This window comes from Caulobacter sp. GW821-FHT12A07 (assembly GCF_058807655.1).
In genome coordinates this window covers 200,789-216,561 of the sequence record NZ_JBXAQX010000002.1, presented here as the reverse complement: position 1 = coordinate 216,561, position 15,773 = coordinate 200,789, and the positions used below count along the sequence as shown (strand labels likewise).

Sequence of the window (15,773 nt, the reverse complement as noted above, 5' to 3'; positions counted from 1 at the left end):
CGGTCCGCGTTCGATCTCGATCATGGCCGCGACCCTAACCAAACCGGACGCGGATGAAAACCCGCCCCGGACGCTCGATGGTCGCAACCGGCCTCAGCGCACGCCGGTCAGGCTGTCGGTCCAGTCCTCGGTGGGGTCCGGCGGGCCGCCGCTCGGCAGGCGCCATTCGCCGCGGTAGGAGAAGTCCAGCGTGCCGCACAGCCGCGCCTGGCCCGGCGCGGTGGGATCGTCGCCGAAGGCCTGGATGCGCAGGTCCTGGCGCACGGCGATGCGGCTGAAGCTCAGCCACAGGCGCTTGGAGCCCGGGCAGAAGGCGCGGACATAGACCTTGCCCTGCTCGGCCTTGCCGTCGACCTCGTAGAGGGCGGCGTTGGCGTCGACGCCGCTCATGGCCGCCAGCCCGCCCTTGCCGAGGTCCTTTTCGCCGCCCTTGCGTAGCAGGGCCTGAGCCGGCACGCCGGTGGCCAGCACCTTGACCGGCTTGGCGCCCAGCAGGCTCTGGTCGAACAGCACGGTCAGGCCCGCCCCGGTCAGCCGCTTGGCGTCGGCCGAGATCGGATCGTAGGAGAACATCCGCCGCTCGGCGGCCGCCGAGGGCCCCGCCAGGGCGCTCAGGAGCGCCGTGGAGGCCAGAAGCAGCGCAAACCCAAGCCTCATCGCTTGGCCCGCAGGTCGACGGCCTGGGCGTCGAATCCGGACAGCCGCCAGGCGCCGCCTTCGCGGGTGAAGGTCAGCAGGCACGGCCCGTCCTTCTTGGCGGCGCAGACCCGGCCGTCGCCGGCCGGCCGCAGGGCCGAGGCGATGGCGATCCGACCCGGGATCGGCCGGTCGGGCGTGTAGCCGTAGTAGTTGGCGGCGGCGCGGAACACTTCGGGGCGGATCAGGGCCTCGCCGGCGACGTCGGCGGCAGGGCCGGCCAGGGCGATGGCGGCGGCCTGCCAGCCGCCCTTCAGGCCCGAACCGCGCGCCTCCTGCACCAGGCGTGTCTCGATCGCGCCCTTCAGGGCCTGGTGGTCGACCAGGCTGTCGAACGTCGCCCGGTCGTTGTTGCGGATCGACGTCAGCAGGGCGTGCACGTCGCCGGCCGCGTCGTAGCGGTCGGCGGTGGCGCAGGCCGCCAGCGAAGCGGCGGCCGCGCTCAGGGCGATGAGGGCTCGAATACGCATGGACGAAGGGCTAGCGCTCAATTCCGGCGAATTCCAGTCCGGCGTGTATCGGTCGGTCAGCCGCGGCTCAGCGAGACCACATCGTGGTCGGCCGCGCGCCACAGCCGGCGGGTCTTGCCGCCGACCAGCGGCTCCTCGACCCGCAGGGCGAAATCGAAGACCCCGGAGACCTCGTAGCTTCCCGCCAGGTCGTAGGTCGCCGCCGTGGCGCGATCGGGGGCCAGGCGATCGATCGCGGCGCGCCAGTCGGCCTTGAAGGTCGCCTGCAGGGCGTCGAGCGAGACCTCGTAGCGCGTTTCGGCCGGCACCTCGATCTCGACGGTGATCTGGCCGCGGACGCCCACGGCGGCGCTGACGTCGGCGCCGAGCACCAGCCCGGCCGGCGCGCCCACGAACCGGGGTTCCAGCCCGCAGGACAGTTGCAGGCGTTCGCGGCGGAAGCTGGCGACCTCGTCGAGCTCGATCCGGCCGCCCAGGGCCGTCAGACAGGCCAGGGCCTGTTCGGACCCCACCTCGGTCCGCCAGCGGTGCTGCGCGGCGCCCGACCCTGTCAAAGTGGCGCTGAACAGGCGCGGCGCCTTGCCGCCCCGGTTGTCGAAGGTCTCGACCGCCACGCGCTTGCTGTCGTTCGGCGCCAGGCTCCTGGTCCGATAGGCGATCCGGGGCGCGCTGAAGCTTGGCCGGTAGGGCCGGAAGCGCCAGGTCTGGTGATCGCGGTGATGCCGGTCGTACTCGTAGACGCAGACACGGCTGCGCTCGTCATAGGGACCGTTGCCGGCCACCTCCAGCAGCTGATCGCCCCAGGGCTTGGCCAGTATGGGCGTGGACGCCAGCGCGACGTCGACATCCCAGTAGAAGCCCTGGGCGTTCTGTTCGAACGGGACGACGCGGATGGGCCCCTGGCCCTGGACGCCGCTGAAGTGCAGGGCGCCGCCGACGCCCCCCGCCTCCGGATGCCGCAGGGCGACCGCCTCGAACCAGTACTTGCCGTCCGTGCCGTGACGCCGCCACAGCTGGTTGTCGCCGTAACGGGCCGGGGCGATGCCCACGCGGCAGTCCAGCCCGCCCCAGTCGCCGCCGGGACCGGCGCCGTCCGATCCGGCGGCCGTCAGCGCCCAGGAGCGCGACCAGTCGCGGCTGACTTCAGACAGGATGATGAAAAGGTCCGACGCCATTGATGCCCCCAGGTGATGCGCCCTGGCGCGCCCCCGCGCCGCGGGCGTCACCCTTAGGGGTTGCGCCGCCCGCGTCCACCCGCCCGAGGCTCATTTTGGGCGAGGCAAAGAAAAAGGGCGCGAATCCGAAGACCCGCGCCCTTCTCATTTTCGGTGACCCAGGTCGCCGGGCTCTTAGTCGAGCTGGCGCTTGATCTCCTCGACGGTGAAGCACTCGATGGTGTCGCCGACCTTGATGTCCTGGAAGCCGGCGAACATCATGCCGCATTCCTGACCGACCGGCACCTCGTTGACCTCGTCCTTGAAGCGCTTGAGCGTCTGCAGGGTGCCGAGTTCGAGCACGACGATGTCGTTGCGGATGATCCGGACCTTGGCGCCCTTGCGGACCACGCCTTCGGTGACCTTACAGCCGGCGACCTTGCCGATCTTCGAGATGTCGAAGGCCTGCAGGACCTCGGCGTTGCCGAGGAAGGTTTCGCGCTGGATCGGGGCCAGCATGCCCGAGAGCACGCCTTTGATGTCGTCCAGCAGGTCGTAGATGATCGCGTAGTAGCGGATCTCGACACCTTCGCGTTCGGCCAGGGCTCGCGCCTGGGCCGAGGCCCGGACGTTGAAGCCGATGACCGGCGCGCCGGCGCCCTTGGCCAGCATGACGTCGCTTTCGCTGATCGCGCCGGCGCCCGACAGGATGATCCGCGCGCGGACCTCGTCGGTCGACATCTTGTCCAGCGAGCCGATGATCGCTTCGGCCGAACCCTGCACGTCGGCCTTGATGACCAGCGGCAGTTCTTTCAGCTTCTTGTCCTGCAGCTTGGCCATCATGTCGGCCATCGAAGCGCCGGCGCCCACCGGGGCCATCGTCTTCTCGCGCTTCTGGCGGATGCGGTACTCGGTCAGCTCACGGGCGCGGGCTTCGTTCTCGACCACGGCGAAGGCTTCGCCGGGCGAGGGAACGCCGTCCAGACCCAGGATCTCGACCGGCGTGGCCGGACCAGCTTCGGTCAGCTGCTCGTTGCGCTCGTTCAGCAGGGCGCGAACCCGGCCGAACTGGCTGCCGGCGACGACGATGTCGCCGCGCTTCAGCGTACCGCGGTTGACCAGCACGGTGGAGACCGCGCCGCGACCCTTGTCCAGCTTGGCCTCGATCACAACGCCGTCGGCGGTGCGGTCGGGGTTGGCCTTCAGGTCGAGAACCTCGGCCTGCAGCAGGATGGCGTCGAGCAGGTCGTCCAGGCCGGTGCGGGCCTTGGCCGAGACTTCGATGATCTGGGTGTCGCCACCCAGGCTTTCGACGACGATCTCGTGCTGCAGCAGCTCGTTGACCACGCGGGTCGGATCCGAGCCCGGCTTGTCCATCTTGTTCACGGCCACGATGATCGGCACTTCGGCCGCCTTGGCGTGCTTGATGGCCTCGATCGTCTGCGGCATCACGCCGTCGTCGCCGGCCACCACCAGCACGACGATGTCGGTGATGTTGGCGCCGCGAGCGCGCATGGCCGAGAAGGCGGCGTGACCGGGCGTGTCGAGGAACGTCACGCGCTGGCCGTCCTTCAGGCGAACCTGATAGGCGCCGATGTGCTGGGTGATGCCGCCGTGCTCGCCGGCCGCCACGTCGGTGGCGCGCAGGGCGTCGAGCAGGCTGGTCTTGCCGTGGTCGACGTGGCCCATGATGGTCACGACCGGAGGACGGGCCTCCAGGTGATCGTCGTGGTCCTCGGCGCCGATGAAGCCTTCTTCGACGTCGGCTTCCGACACGCGGCGCACGGTGTGACCGAACTCGGTCGCCACCAGCTCGGCGGTGTCGTTGTCGATGACGTCGTTGATCTTCAGCATCACGCCCTGACGCATCAGGAACTTGATGATCTCAACGCCGCGCACGGCCATCCGGTTGGACAGCTCCTGCACGGTGATGACGTCGGGGATCACGACCTCGCGGGCCACGCGGGCCTGCTCGACCGCGCCGCCACGGCGCTTTTCCTTTTCGCGTTCACGGGCCCGGCGAACCGAGGCCAGCGAGCGCATGCGGTCGGCGGACTCCCCATCACCGGCCACGGCCTGGATGGTGAGGCGGCCTTCACGGCGCTGCGGAGCGCCCTTGGCGCGCGAAACGGCCTTGTTCGGCGCGTTGTTGGCCTTGCGGCGATCGTCGTCCTCGTCCGGACGGCGATCGGTCAGGCCGCCGCCGGGCCGCGGGGCCGAGCGGGTGGCGCGCTGGATTTCCGGGGTCGCCGGAGCCGAGGCGGGAACGCCGGGACGCGGACCGCGCGGACCACCGGGGCCGCCAGGGCCACGGGGACCGCCGGGCGCCGGGCGCGGGGCCAGGGCCGAATAGCGGACGGTCTGCTGCGGACGGTCGCCTTGCGGACGATCACCCTGCGGGCGGTCGCCGCCCGAACGGTAACCACCGCCGCCGCCAGCGCCGCCTTCCGGACGCGGACCACGCGGACGGTCGCCGTCCGGACGCGGAGCGCGCTGGTTGTACGGGCCGTCCTGACGGGGGGCGCGTTGATTGTAGGGACCGTCCTGACGCGGCGCGCGCTGGTTGAACGCGCGGTCGCCCTGCGGACGATCGCCTTGCGGGCGATCCCCTTGAGGACGGTCGCCGTGCGGACGATCGCCGCCCGGGGTCGGGCGATAGGTCGTGGTCGTCGGACGATCGTCGCGGCGCTCACGGCTGGGTTCGTAGGTGCGGGTCTGGCCGGGCGACGCGGCGGCGGGGCGAGGGCCCTCGCTGCGCGGCGCTTCGGCGCGCGGGGCGACCGGAGCGGCGGGAGCCGGGGTCGGCGCGGGCGTCGGGGCCTGAGCCACCGGGGCCTGGGCCACGGGAGCCTGAGCCACAGGGGCCTGGGCCGCCGGAGCAGCGGCCGCGGGAGCGACCGGCTTCGCAGCAGCGGCTTCGGCCGCGGCCTTCGCGGCGGCGGCCTTGGCCGCGGCTTCCCGAGCCGCGTTCGCCTCGGCGGCGGCGCGGGCCTCGGCGGCGCGGCGTTCGGAAGCCTGACGCTCCTGGTTTTCGCGAGCGGCTTCGATGGCGCGCTGACGCGCGCGCATCTCGTCCTGCGACAGACCGCCGGCCGACGAACCGCCGCCACCGCCCTGCCCTTGCGGACGCGGAGCGTCGTAGCGACGCTCGGCCTGCGACGGCGCGGCGAGGTTGCCGGCGGCGGGCGCATGCGGACGCGTGCGCTTGGTCTCGACGACCACCGTCTTCGTCCGGCCGTGGCTGAAGCTCTGCTTCACAACGCCCGCGCTCACCGAGCCCTGGCGGGGCTTCAGGGTGATGGGGGCTCGCCCACCGGGGTTGGAACCAGGCCGACCGTTATCGTTCTCGTCGCTCATGCGCTCGCTTGTACTTCCGCCGGGCGGGTTCCCGGCCCAAAAACCGATCAATCCATACGAGAAAGGGGCCTGGACGTACCTCCAATAGGAAGCGCGTTTCCCGGCCCTTCGCTCAAGAGCGCGACGCCTTAGGCGGCTTGCTCCAACATTCAGGTTCTAGACCTTTCGCACCGCCGGATGAAGTCATCCGAGGACGCATCGAAGCCTAGGGCTCCTCGTTCTGACGCACCACCCAGTCCGGCGGCATGAGAGGACGGAAGCCTGATAACCGCTCGACATCCAAAGTCCAGCGATCCGTGCCTCGCCCCGTGAGGAGCGCCGTGTGTATCACATTCTCCCCGCCCAAGGCCAAACCCAATTCGTCGGATGTGAACATCCCGAGGATTCTGGGCGTGTTAGGCGCTTTGCGGGCGGCTGAAAACACCTTGCGGCGGCCGTCTTCGGCGCCATTGGCGGCTTCGATCAGCCAGGCGGTCTTGCCCGAGGCGAGGGCCGCCAGAACCTTTTCGTACCCGGAGATAATGCCGCCGGAGCGTCGTGCAAGGCCCAGCCCGTCCAGAACCCGCTTGGCCAGCAGCCGTTCCACCTGGTCGGGCAGGTCGGCGGGCGCGGCCAGCTTGGTCTTGGCCGAACGCGAGAAGGCGTTCTTCTTGACGGCCGCGGCGATGGACTCGCGATCGGACGCGACCCACATGCCCCGACCCGGCAACTTGCGGGCCACGTCGGGCACCACCACGCCGTCGGGACCGGCCACGAACCGCACCAGGCGCGCCTCGTCGACCGCTTCGCCCAGGACGACGTCCTTGCGCTGGCGGTTGGCTTCGGCGTGCGTCTTGGGGGCGGCCTGGTCGATCATGAAGTCCGTGACGGGGTCCTGAAAGGAAGCGGCCCCTCCGAAGGCCGGAGGGGCCGGGGTTTCTTACTGCTCTTCGGCGGCTTCTTCGGAGGCGGCCTCTTCGGCGGGGGCTTCTTCGCCTTCCGCCTCGATCTCGCCTTCGAGCTCGGCTTCGGCGTCAGCCTCGCCCTCGAGAGCCTCTTCTTCTTCGTATTCCGGCTCCGGCGGAGCCTCGACCCAGCCCATGACGATGCGGGCGCGCATGATCAGCGCTTCGGCGTCGTCGGGCGACAGGTTGAAGCTTTCGAGGATGCCCGGCTCGCGCACGCGCTCGCCGTTCTTGCTCTCGAACCAGCCGCGCATGTCGTCGGGCACCAGGCCGGCCAGGTCTTCCACCGACTTCACGTCGCCTTCGCCCAGGGCCACGGCCATGGCGAGGGTCACGCCCTCGATGGCCAGCAGGTCGTCCTCGACGCCCAGTTCGACGCGCTTGGCGTCGAGGGCGGCGGCTTCCTTCTCGAGGAACTCGCGGGCGCGGGCCTGCAGTTCTTCGGCCGTCTCTTCGTCGAAGCCCTCGATCGAGGCGACTTCATGCGACTCGACATAGGCCACGTCTTCCACGGCGGTGAAGCCTTCGGTGACCAGCAGCTGGGCGATGACCTCGTCGACGTCCAGGGCTTCCTGGAACAGGGCGGTGGCCTCGGCGAACTGCTTCTGACGGCGCTCGCTCTCCTGGCTTTCCGTCATGATGTCGATCTGCCAGCCAGTCAGCTGCGAGGCCAGGCGGACGTTCTGGCCGCGGCGGCCGATGGCCAGCGACAGCTGCTCGTCCGGCACCACGACTTCGACGCGCTCGTCTTCCTCGTCCATGACGACCTTGGAGACTTCGGCCGGGGCCAGGGCGTTGACGATGAAGGTGGCTTCATCTTCCGACCACTGGATGATGTCGATCTTCTCGCCCTGCAGCTCGGCGACCACCGCCTGCACGCGCGAACCGCGCATGCCGACGCAGGCGCCGACGGGGTCGATCGAGCTGTCGTTCGAGATGACGGCCATCTTGGCGCGCGAACCCGGGTCGCGGGCCACGGCGCGGATCTCGATGACGCCGTCGTAGACTTCCGGCACTTCCTGCGCGAACAGCTTGGCCATGAAGCCGCCGTGGGCGCGGCTCAGCATGATCTGCGGGCCCTTGGTCTCGCGACGGACGTCGTAGATGTAGGCGCGGATGCGGTCGCCGACGTTGAAGTTCTCGCGCGGGATCGACTGGTCGCGGCGCATGATGCCTTCGCCGCGGCCCAGGTCGACGATGACGTTGCCGTACTCGACGCGCTTGACGCTGCCGTTGACGATCTCGCCCGAGCGGTCCTTGTACTCTTCGTACTGGCGCTCGCGCTCGGCTTCGCGAACCTTGTGCATGACGACCTGGCGGGCCATCTGGGTCTGCACGCGGCCGATCTCGAACGGCGGCAGGGATTCTTCGTAGATCTTGCCGATCTCGGCGTCGCGCCAGGTGCGCTTGGCCGACGAGATCTGGACCTTGCCGATCTCGCCTTCCATCTCGTGGTCGTCGCCGACGACTTCGATCACGCGCTTCTGGGTGGTCTCACCGGTGCGCGGATCGATCTTGACGCGGATGTCGTGCTCGGCGCCGTAGCGGGCGCGAGCGGCCTTCTGCAGGGCCTCCTCGATCGCCTCGATGACGACTTCCTTCTCGATGCCCTTCTCGCGGGCGACCGCGTCGGCGATCTGCAGCAGTTCAAGCCGGTTGGCGGCGATGCCGATGGCCATGGTCAGTCCTCTTCACTTTCGGACAAATCGTTGTCGTTCTCGGCGCCCACGCGGGCGGCGCGCTGGTCGGCGCCCCGCTTCATCAGCTCGTCGGTCAGAACGAGCTTCGCGTCGACGATCCAGGCGAACGGGAAATAGACGGTGACGTCGTCCTCGCCCTCGATGTTGAGGCCGACCTGGTCGTCCTCGACGCCGGCGAGTTCGCCCTTGAAGCGCTTGCGGCCCTCGGCCACGCGGTCGAGCTCGATGCGCACTTCCAGACCGGCGTAGGTCTCGAAGTCCTTCAGGCGGGTCAGCGGGCGGTCGACGCCCGGGCTGGAGACTTCCAGGGTGTATTCGCCGGCGATCGGGTCGGCGGCGTCCATGACCTCGGAGATGGCGCGGGACAGCTTGGCGCAGTCCTCGACGTTCATGTCGCCGCCCGTTCCATCTTCCTGGAGCGGACGTTCGGCCATGATCTGCAGGCGGCGCTGCTCGGCCCCGCCCATCAGGCGCAGGCGGACGATCTCGTAGCCGACGGTCTCGGCGACGGGATCGAGAATCTCGATCAGGTCCAGGTCTTCTCGCGTCTTGCCGCGCACGGTTCTCTTCTCAAATTCGCGGGCCGCCCGAGCCGACCAGAAAGCCAAGCTGGCGAGCGACCAAAGAAAAAGCGGCAGCCTTTCGGGCCGCCGCTCGAAAGCGCCATCTAGCGCTAACGGACGATGTAGGAGCTATATAGCGCGATAGGCGAGCGGGTGGAAGCCCCTAGCGAACGGGCCCCGACAGCGGTCGGCGCGCCCCGTCCCCGCCGTCCGTAAACCACGTCATCGCGCTGTTCTCACGGTCACTGAACGGGCGCGGTCGTAGATCCGATATGCTTTCTGCGGCCAAGTCGAGGCGCGAGCACGCCCCCTCTTTCGCATCGCAACACTTGTGGCCTATACAGGCGGCCGCTTGAGGCCCGCCTCCCCGCGGGAACCTTCCCACAACGAAGAGTCACTATGGACCTCTCCAAGATCGCCGTGGGCGTGAACCCGCCCTACGACCTGAACGCCGTCATCGAGATCCCGCAGGGCGGCGAGCCGGTGAAGTACGAGATCGACAAGGAAAGCGGCGCCCTGATGGTGGACCGCTTCCTGCACACGGCGATGTTCTACCCGGCCAACTACGGCTTCATCCCGCACACCCTGGCCGACGACGGCGATCCGGCCGACATCATGGTCGTGGGCCCGACCCCGGTGGTGCCCGGCGCGATCATCCGCTGCCGCCCGATCGGCGCCCTGATGATGGTCGACGAGGCCGGGTGCGACGAAAAGATCCTGGCCGTGCCGGTCGACAAGCTGCACCCGTTCTACACGGGCGTGAACAGCTGGCGCGACCTGCCGACCATCCTGACCGAGCAGATCGCCCACTTCTTCCAGCACTACAAGGATCTGGAAAAGGGCAAGTCGACCAAGATCACCGGCTGGGCCGATCCGGACGAGACCGCCGAACTGATCCGCGCGGCGATCAAGCGCCACGACGAGAGCTACTGATCTTTCCAGGATCGAAGAACGACGGCGCCGGGGACCTCTCCGGCGCCGTTTTCTTTTGGGGCTTCTCCAGCGGGTTCGGGCGCTGGGTGTGACCATGGCGACCTTGCGCGCGGGGCCGCTCGACCCCATAACCTCGCCGGATGAGCGAGACCCCGCAAAAGCGCCTCTATATCAAGACCTACGGCTGTCAGATGAACGTCTACGACAGCGAGCGCATGACCGACGTCCTGCGTCCGCTGGGCTATGGCGTGGTCGATGATCCCGAGGGCGCGGATCTCGTCGTGCTCAACACCTGCCACATCCGCGAGAAGGCCACCGAGAAGGTCTATTCGGAACTCGGCCAGATCAAGCTGATGAAGGACCGCAAGGCCCAGGCCGGCGGCAAGATGACCATCGCCGTGGCCGGCTGCGTCGCCCAGGCCGAGGGCCAGGAGATCATGACCCGCCAGCGAGCGGTGGATCTCGTGGTCGGGCCGCAGGCCTATCACCAGTTGCCCGAGCTGATCGCCCGCGCCCACCGGGCCTCGGGCGAAAGGCTCGCCGCCGACTTCGCGGCCGACGAGAAGTTCGACGCCCTGCCGGCCGAGCGCAAGGTCGATGGCGTCACCGCGTTCCTGACCGTGCAGGAAGGCTGCGACAAGTTCTGCACCTTCTGCGTGGTGCCCTACACCCGCGGCGGCGAGTGGTCGCGGCCTCCGGAAGCCATCGAGGACGAGGCCAGGCGCCTGGCCGACCAGGGCGTGCGCGAGGTCACCCTGCTTGGCCAGAACGTCAACGCCTATGACGGCGGCGGCCTGACCCTGGCCAAGCTGGTCCGTCGCCTGGCGAAGATCCCCGGCCTGGACCGCATCCGCTACACCACCAGCCACCCGCGCGACATGGGCGACGACCTGATCGAGGCCCACGGCGAGCTGCCGCAGCTGATGCCCTATCTGCACCTGCCGGTGCAGGCCGGATCGGACAAGATCCTCAAGGCCATGAACCGCGACCACACGGCCGAGAGCTATGTGAAGCTGATCGAGAAGATCCGCGCCGCCCGGCCCGACATCGCCATGAGCGGCGACTTCATCGTCGGCTTCCCCGGCGAGCGCGACGGCGACTTCGAGAAGACCCTCGACCTCGTCCGCGAAGTCGGCTTCGCCAGCGCCTTCTCGTTCAAGTATTCGCGCCGCCCCGGCACGCCGGCTTCCGCGATGCCCGGCCAGGTCGACGAGGCCGTGAAGTCCGAGCGCCTGGACCGCCTGAACCAGCTGCTCGACGAGCAGCAGCGGGCCTTCAACGCCAGCCAGGTCGGCAAGACCCTGCCGGTGCTGTTCGAGAAGGCCGGCCGCCACCCCGGCCAGATCGTCGGCCGCAGCCCCTATCTGCAAGCCGTCCACGCCTCGGGCGGGGAGCACCTGATCGGAACGATCGTTCCCGTCCGTATCGAGAGCGCCGCCAAGATGAGCCTGGCCGGCGTGCTCGCCAATGAATCTGTTTTGGAGACCGCGTGAGCCGCACGCCTGAGTTCCTGCCGCTTTCCGACGACGCCGTCGTCGCCGTCACCGGCCCGTCCGGCCGCCACGCCGCCCTGATCGAGGACGCCTTCAAGGTCCTGCTCGAAACCCCGGGCGGCGGGATCAAGATCACCGGCGACGTCAAGGGCCGCTCGTCGGCCAAGCGCGCCCTGATCGCCCTGGCCGAACGCGCCGACGCCGGCCACGAGGTGGTCGAGGCCGACATCCGCGTGGCCGTGGGCGAAGCCCACAGCGCCGGCGGCCAGGCCTCGCCGCGCGCCGTGCGCCGCGGCGCCGTCTCGCCCAAGACCAAGAACCAGGCCCGCTACATGGAGTCGATGACCCGGCATCCGCTGGTCTTCGGCCTGGGTCCCGCCGGCACCGGCAAGACCTTCCTGGCCGTCGCCCAGGGCGCGGGCATGCTGCTGCGCGGCGAGGTCGACCGCCTGATCGTCACCCGCCCCGCCGTCGAGGCCGGCGAGAAGCTCGGGTTCCTGCCGGGCGACCTCAACGAGAAGGTCGACCCCTACATGGCCCCGGTCTGGGAGGCCCTGACCGACATCATGGGCGCCGAGCAGCTGCGCCGCCGCCGCGACAAGGGCGAGATCGAGGTCGCCCCGATCGCCTTCATGCGCGGCCGCACGCTGGCCCATGCGTTCGTCATCGTCGACGAGGCGCAGAACTGCTCGCGCCTGCAGATGAAGATGGTGCTGACCCGCCTGGGCGAAGGCGCCCGCATGGTGGTCACCGGCGACCCGACCCAGATCGACCTGCTGAACCCCCGCGACTCCGGCCTGGCCCACGCCGTCTCGATCCTGGAAGGGGTCGAGGGCGTGGACGTGGCCCGCTTCACCGCGACCGACGTCGTGCGCCACCCGCTGGTGGAGCGCATCGTCAAGGCCTACGACGCCGACGCGGCCCTGCTGGCGACTCCCCGATGATCACCGTTGATATCGAAATCGAAGACGAGGCCTGGACCAAGGCCGAGCCCGAAGCCGAGGCCCTGGTCTGGCGCGCCGCCCAGGCCGTGCTGGACGCCCACGAGGACATCGAGGGCAAGGGCATCGTCATCCTGCTGGCCGACGACGACAGCGTCCAGGCGCTGAACCGCGACTTCCGGCAGAAGGACTACGCCACCAACGTGCTGTCCTTCCCGGCGCCTCAGGACCCGACCGCCAATCCGGAAGGCCAGATCGGCGACATCGCCCTGGCCTACGGCGTCTGCGTCCGCGAGGCGGCCGAGCAGGGCAAGCCCCTGGCTCACCACCTGCAACATCTTGTGGCGCATGGGGTGCTGCATCTTTTAGGATACGACCACGAGGGCGACGACGAGGCCGAGGCCATGGAAGCGCTCGAACGCGAGATCCTGGCGGGACTGGACGTTCCCGATCCTTACGCCGACGATGCGTCGGCGACCGACGAGGGGTAGACACCTAAAGGCATGCCCGACGACGACCAGAGTTCCACGCCCGCCGGCCCGGCTCGACTTAGCCGAGGCCTGCGGGCGTTCTTCCGCAAGCTGCGTCGCGGCGGCGCGCCGGCCGAGCCCGCGCGACCGATCGATCCCGACACGCCCCCCGCCCCCGACCTGGTCGACCAGGCCGAGGCCTTCAAGACGCTGAAGGTGGGCGACGTCATGACCCCCCGCCCCGATGTGGTGGCGGTCGAGGTCGAGACCCCCTTCGCCGTGGTCGTGGCCCAGTTCGTCGAGGCCGGCCATTCGCGCATGCCGATCTATCGCGAGGCCCTGGACGCCCCGATCGGCGTGGTCCACGTCAAGGACGTCTTCCTGCTGCTGGCCGACGGCGACCTGCGGCCCGAGCCCGAGGACCGGATCCTCGAACAGCTGCGCCGCGACATGCTGCTGGTGCCCGCCTCGATGCGGGCCGCCGACCTGCTGCTGAAGATGCGCACCAAGCGCATCCACCTGGCCATGGTCATCGACGAGTTCGGCGGGGTCGACGGCCTCGTCACCATGGAAGACCTGATCGAGTCCGTGGTCGGCGAGATCGACGACGAGCACGACGACGCCGCGAGCGTCAGCGTCACCGTCACCGACGACGGCGCGCTGGAGACCGAGGGCCGCACGCCGCTCGAGGATCTCGAAGCGATGGTCGGCGAGACCCTGGCCCCGCCCGAGCACGAGGAAGAGGTCGACACCGTCGGCGGCCTGGTCGCCGCCCTGGCCGGCCAGGTGCCCGAACAGGGCGAGATCGTGCGCCATCCGGCCGGCTTCGACCTGGAAGTGCTGGAAGCCGACGCCCGGCGGGTGCTGCGGGTGCGGGTGCGCCGCGCCGAAGAGACGGCCGAAGCCGACGTCCCGCTCGACGCGGTGGACGTCACTTGAAGCTTTCCGTGCTGACCACCCGCTCTGCATGGCGCGACCGCGTCCTGGCGCTGGTCGCCGGCCTTGCCGCGGCCCTGGCCCATCCGCCGTTCGGGATCCTGCCCGGCCTGCTGGGCTACGCCCTGCTGCTATGGCTGCTGGACGGGATCGACGGACCCCGGCCGCTGCGCTCGGCCTTCCTGCGCGGCTGGCTGGCGGGCCTGGCCTATTTCGGCCTCGGCACCTGGTGGATCGGCGAGGCCTTCATGGTCGACGCGGCGAACCAGGGCTGGATGGCCCCCTTCGCCGTCGCCGCCATGGCCGCCGGCCTGGCGCTGTTCTGGGGCCTGGCCGCCCTGCTCTATCGCCGCTTCCGCCCCGCCGGCGCCGTGCGCGTGCTGGCCTTCGCCGCCGCCCTGTCGGCGCTGGAGTGGGTGCGCGGCCACGTGCTGACCGGCTTTCCCTGGAACCTGCCGGGCGAGACCTGGCGGGCCGGCTCGGCCCCGTCCCAGGCCGCGGCCCTGATCGGCGCCTACGGCCTGACCTTCGCCACCCTGGCGATCGCCGCCGCCCCGGCCGTCTGGCGCGCCGGACGTTCGGGCAGGATCGCGCTCGGCGTGGCCGCCGCGGCCCTGGTCGGCCTCTATGCCCACGGCGCCTGGCGGCTGCTGAACGCTCTGGAGTTTACCGCCTCCGCCGTCGCCCCCCGCGTGCGCATCGTCCAGGCCAATGTGCAGCAGGCCGCCAAGTGGGACGCCGCCAGCTTCCAGGCGATCGTCCGCGACTATGTGACGCTCACCGCCCAGCCCTATGCCGACGGCAAGCCGGCCGAGGTGGTGGTCTGGCCCGAAGGCGCCCTGCCCGCCGCCGTCGACGACTACCTGGCCCCCGGGACCTGGGTGCGCCAGGCGATCACCGACGCCCTGCAACCGGGCCAGCTGCTGCTGATCGGCGGCTACCGCTACGAAGGCTCGGCCGAGCATCCGACCTACTACAACAGCCTGGTGGCCCTGCGCCGCGATGCGGGCGGCCTTTCGGTGGTCGGAATCTATGACAAGCACCGGCTGGTGCCGTTCGGCGAGTACCTGCCGGCCGAGGGCCTGCTGACCGCGATCGGCGTGAAGAGCATGGCCCACCTGGGCGACGGCTTCGCCATCGGTCCCCGCCCCGCCCCGCTGGCGATCGCGCCCGGCCTGAAGGTCCAGCCGCTGATCTGCTACGAAAGCCTGTTCCCGGGCCTGGCCCGCCCCGATCCGGGCGTGCGGGCGCTGGTCAACGTCTCCAACGACGCCTGGTTCGGGGTCACCTCCGGCCCGCTGCAACACCTGAACCTGGCCAGCTACCGCGCCATCGAGGCCGGCCGGCCGATGATCCGCGCCACGCCCACGGGCGTCTCGGCCATGATCGACGCCCAGGGACGGGTGGTCGGCGGCCAGCGCCTGGACCTTGGCCAGCGCGGCGTGATCGACGCCAACCTTCCCGCGACCGGCCGCGACACATTCGCGCCCAAGGTGGGGGATTGGCCGTTTTTGGCGTTCATTCTCGCGTCGGTGGCGATCTGTATCGGAAGTTCGCGTAACCGCGGCCGCAAGTTTGCCGACATGAAAGATATAGGCTGAACTAAAACCGCAATCTCAGGTCTATGCCTAAGCATGACCGTCGCCATTGAATCCCCCACCGAAATCGAGCGCTCGCCCAACCCCGTGGACCTGCACGTGGGCGCCCGCATCCGCATGCGCCGCAAGATCCTGGGCGTCAGCCAGGAGAAGCTCGCCGAGAGCCTGGGCCTGACCTTCCAGCAGGTGCAGAAGTACGAGCGAGGCGCCAACCGCGTCAGCGCCAGCAAGCTCTACGAGATCGCCCGCAGCCTTCAGGCCCCCGTGGCCTACTTCTTCGAAGGTCTGGCCGATCCGTCCGAGCCCGGCGACGGCGAGGTCCGCAACGACCTGCAGGTCCACGAGTTCCTGATGACCCCCGAGGGTCTGGAGCTGGCTGGCCTGTTCCCCAAGCTCACCAAGGCCCCGGTTCGCCGCCGGCTGCTGGACCTCGTGCGCTCCATGGCGGACGAAGAGCTCTAGGCTTCAAGGCCGTACGCGGGTCGGCTTCGGCCGACTTGCGGACATAAACTTATCTT

Annotated in this window: 14 protein-coding genes; 7 read left to right on the top strand and 7 right to left on the bottom strand. The window is 69.6% G+C overall.

The genetic code is table 11. The features are described 5' to 3' along the window. Positions 1-93: 93 nt before the first annotated feature. The 7 genes from AC1RRS_RS04750 to rimP all read right to left on the bottom strand — a co-directional run bounded on the left by AC1RRS_RS04750 (position 94) and on the right by rimP (position 8,929). Positions 94-657 carry a hypothetical protein gene (locus tag AC1RRS_RS04750; protein ID WP_492854155.1) on the bottom strand — a complete coding sequence of 188 codons (564 nt, stop codon included), beginning with the start codon at positions 655-657 and terminating at the stop codon, positions 94-96. Continuing rightward, positions 654-1,166: a DUF2939 domain-containing protein gene (locus tag AC1RRS_RS04745; protein ID WP_110132646.1), complete on the bottom strand. Its 513-nt coding sequence runs from the start codon at positions 1,164-1,166 to the stop codon at positions 654-656. The genes AC1RRS_RS04750 and AC1RRS_RS04745 overlap by 4 nt, the downstream gene beginning before the upstream one ends. A 56-nt stretch (positions 1,167-1,222) precedes the next feature. After that, entirely contained in the window at positions 1,223-2,341 is a 1,119-nt protein-coding gene (locus AC1RRS_RS04740) for a hypothetical protein (RefSeq protein ID WP_492854154.1), read from the bottom strand. Between the two features lie 174 nt (positions 2,342-2,515). Continuing rightward, positions 2,516-5,677, bottom strand: coding sequence for a translation initiation factor IF-2 (gene infB, locus AC1RRS_RS04735; RefSeq protein WP_492854153.1), 3,162 nt, complete (start codon positions 5,675-5,677; stop codon positions 2,516-2,518). 205 nt (positions 5,678-5,882) lie between these two features. Further along, positions 5,883-6,533 (bottom strand): RNA-binding protein, encoded by a 651-nt coding sequence (locus AC1RRS_RS04730; RefSeq protein ID WP_492854152.1) that lies wholly within the window; start codon positions 6,531-6,533, stop codon positions 5,883-5,885. Positions 6,534-6,596: 63 nt separating this feature from the next. Further along, positions 6,597-8,300, bottom strand: coding sequence for a transcription termination factor NusA (gene nusA, locus AC1RRS_RS04725; protein WP_492854151.1), 1,704 nt, complete (start codon positions 8,298-8,300; stop codon positions 6,597-6,599). Between the two features lie 2 nt (positions 8,301-8,302). Continuing rightward, complete coding sequence (gene rimP / locus AC1RRS_RS04720) at positions 8,303-8,929, bottom strand: ribosome maturation factor RimP (RefSeq protein WP_110118429.1); 627 nt, start codon at positions 8,927-8,929, stop codon at positions 8,303-8,305. Between the two features lie 354 nt (positions 8,930-9,283). Here rimP and ppa point away from each other — a divergent pair, with 354 nt between their 5' ends. The 7 genes from ppa (at position 9,284) to AC1RRS_RS04685 (ending at position 15,717) form a co-directional block, all read left to right on the top strand. After that, positions 9,284-9,817 carry an inorganic diphosphatase gene (gene ppa, locus AC1RRS_RS04715; protein WP_110118428.1) on the top strand — a complete coding sequence of 178 codons (534 nt, stop codon included), beginning with the start codon at positions 9,284-9,286 and terminating at the stop codon, positions 9,815-9,817. Between the two features lie 140 nt (positions 9,818-9,957). Next, entirely contained in the window at positions 9,958-11,310 is a 1,353-nt protein-coding gene (gene miaB / locus AC1RRS_RS04710) for a tRNA (N6-isopentenyl adenosine(37)-C2)-methylthiotransferase MiaB (RefSeq protein ID WP_492854150.1), read from the top strand. After that, positions 11,307-12,254: a PhoH family protein gene (locus AC1RRS_RS04705; RefSeq protein WP_487291586.1), complete on the top strand. Its 948-nt coding sequence runs from the start codon at positions 11,307-11,309 to the stop codon at positions 12,252-12,254. Before miaB ends, AC1RRS_RS04705 begins: the two co-directional genes overlap by 4 nt. Before the next feature lie 11 nt (positions 12,255-12,265). Next, the gene (gene ybeY, locus AC1RRS_RS04700) at positions 12,266-12,742 is read left to right on the top strand and encodes an rRNA maturation RNase YbeY (protein ID WP_492854454.1); all 477 of its coding nucleotides are present in this window, start codon (positions 12,266-12,268) and stop codon (positions 12,740-12,742) included. Positions 12,743-12,754: 12 nt separating this feature from the next. Then, complete coding sequence (locus AC1RRS_RS04695) at positions 12,755-13,660, top strand: transporter associated domain-containing protein (protein ID WP_492854149.1); 906 nt, start codon at positions 12,755-12,757, stop codon at positions 13,658-13,660. Further along, complete coding sequence (gene lnt, locus AC1RRS_RS04690) at positions 13,657-15,258, top strand: apolipoprotein N-acyltransferase (protein ID WP_492854148.1); 1,602 nt, start codon at positions 13,657-13,659, stop codon at positions 15,256-15,258. The genes AC1RRS_RS04695 and lnt overlap by 4 nt, the downstream gene beginning before the upstream one ends. 33 nt (positions 15,259-15,291) lie before the next feature. Then, positions 15,292-15,717: a helix-turn-helix domain-containing protein gene (locus AC1RRS_RS04685; protein WP_110118424.1), complete on the top strand. Its 426-nt coding sequence runs from the start codon at positions 15,292-15,294 to the stop codon at positions 15,715-15,717. Positions 15,718-15,773 lie beyond the last annotated feature (56 nt).